We start from the raw sequence: 1,667 nt of genomic DNA on the forward strand, positions 1-1,667 counted from the left end.
TTGATCGTGCCGTTTGTTTCAACGCGGCCACTGAAGGTGACGTTGTCTTTTTCACCGTCGTTGATCAGGCCATCGGCGGCGTCGAAGGCGATGTTGTTGTTCTCGCCAGTGCCATCGCCGGGGGCGACGGTGTCGAGGATCGCGGTGTCGTCAACGCTGCCTTGGTTACCGGCTTCGTCGGTCACCGTCATGGTCACGGTCAGCTCGCCGTCGGCCAGGCTGCTCAGGTCTTGGCCCGCCACCGTGACGTCGTTGCCGTCCACGGTGATGTCCGCGGCGTCAACGGTGATGCTGCCACCCTGGGCGTCGGTGATCACGATGCTGTTGATCGTGCCGTTGGTTTCAACGCGGCCACTGAAGGTGACGTTGTCTTTTTCACCGTCGTTGATCAGGCCATCGGCGGCGTCGAAGGCGATGTTGTTGTTCTCGCCAGTGCCATCGCCGGGGGCGACGGTGTCGAGGATCGCGGTGTCGTCAACGCTGCCTTGGTTACCGGCTTCGTCGGTCACCGTCATGGTCACGGTCAGCTCGCCGTCGGCCAGGCTGCTCAGGTCTTGGCCCGCCACCGTGACGTCGTTGCCGTCCACGGTGATGTCCGCGGCGTCAACGGTGATGCTGCCACCCTGGGCGTCGGTGATCACGATGCTGTTGATCGTGCCGTTGGTTTCAACGCGGCCACTGAAGGTGACGTTGTCTTTTTCACCGTCGTTGATCAGGCCATCGGCGGCGTCGAAGGCGATGTTGTTGTTCTCGCCAGTGCCATCGCCGGGGGCGACGGTGTCGAGGATCGCGGTGTCGTCAACGCTGCCTTGGTTACCGGCTTCGTCGGTCACCGTCATGGTCACGGTCAGCTCGCCGTCGGCCAGGCTGCTCAGGTCTTGGCCCGCCACCGTGACGTCGTTGCCGTCCACGGTGATGTCCGCGGCGTCAACGGTGATGCTGCCACCCTGGGCGTCGGTGATCACGATGCTGTTGATCGTGCCGTTGGTTTCAACGCGGCCACTGAAGGTGACGTTGTCTTTTTCACCGTCGTTGATCAGGCCATCGGCGGCGTCGAAGGCGATGTTGTTGTTCTCGCCAGTGCCATCGCCGGGGGCGACGGTGTCGAGGATCGCGGTGTCGTCAACGCTGCCTTGGTTACCGGCTTCGTCGGTCACCGTCATGGTCACGGTCAGCTCGCCGTCGGCCAGGCTGCTCAGGTCTTGGCCCGCCACCGTGACGTCGTTGCCGTCCACGGTGATGTCCGCGGCGTCAACGGTGATGCTGCCACCCTGGGCGTCGGTGATCACGATGCTGTTGATCGTGCCGTTGGTTTCAACGCGGCCACTGAAGGTGACGTTGTCTTTTTCACCGTCGTTGATCAGGCCATCGGCGGCGTCGAAGGCGATGTTGTTGTTCTCGCCAGTGCCATCGCCGGGGGCGACGGTGTCGAGGATCGCGGTGTCGTCAACGCTGCCTTGGTTACCGGCTTCGTCGGTCACCGTCATGGTCACGGTCAGCTCGCCGTCGGCCAGGCTGCTCAGGTCTTGGCCCGCCACCGTGACGTCGTTGCCGTCCACGGTGATGTCCGCGGCGTCAACGGTGATGCTGCCACCCTGGGCGTCGGTGATCACGATGCTGTTGATCGTGCCGTTGGTTTCAACGCGGCCACTGAAGGTGACGTTGTC

General features: G+C 63.3%; 1 protein-coding gene. It reads right to left on the reverse strand.

All coding sequences use genetic code 11. From position 1 onward, the window contains the following. Window positions 1-1,667 (reverse strand): beta strand repeat-containing protein (locus tag MOY_RS16385; protein ID WP_009102125.1); only part of this gene is annotated, 1,667 nt, incomplete at both ends.

It is taken from the genome of Halomonas sp. GFAJ-1 (assembly GCF_000236625.2).
Classification (GTDB): domain Bacteria; phylum Pseudomonadota; class Gammaproteobacteria; order Pseudomonadales; family Halomonadaceae; genus Vreelandella.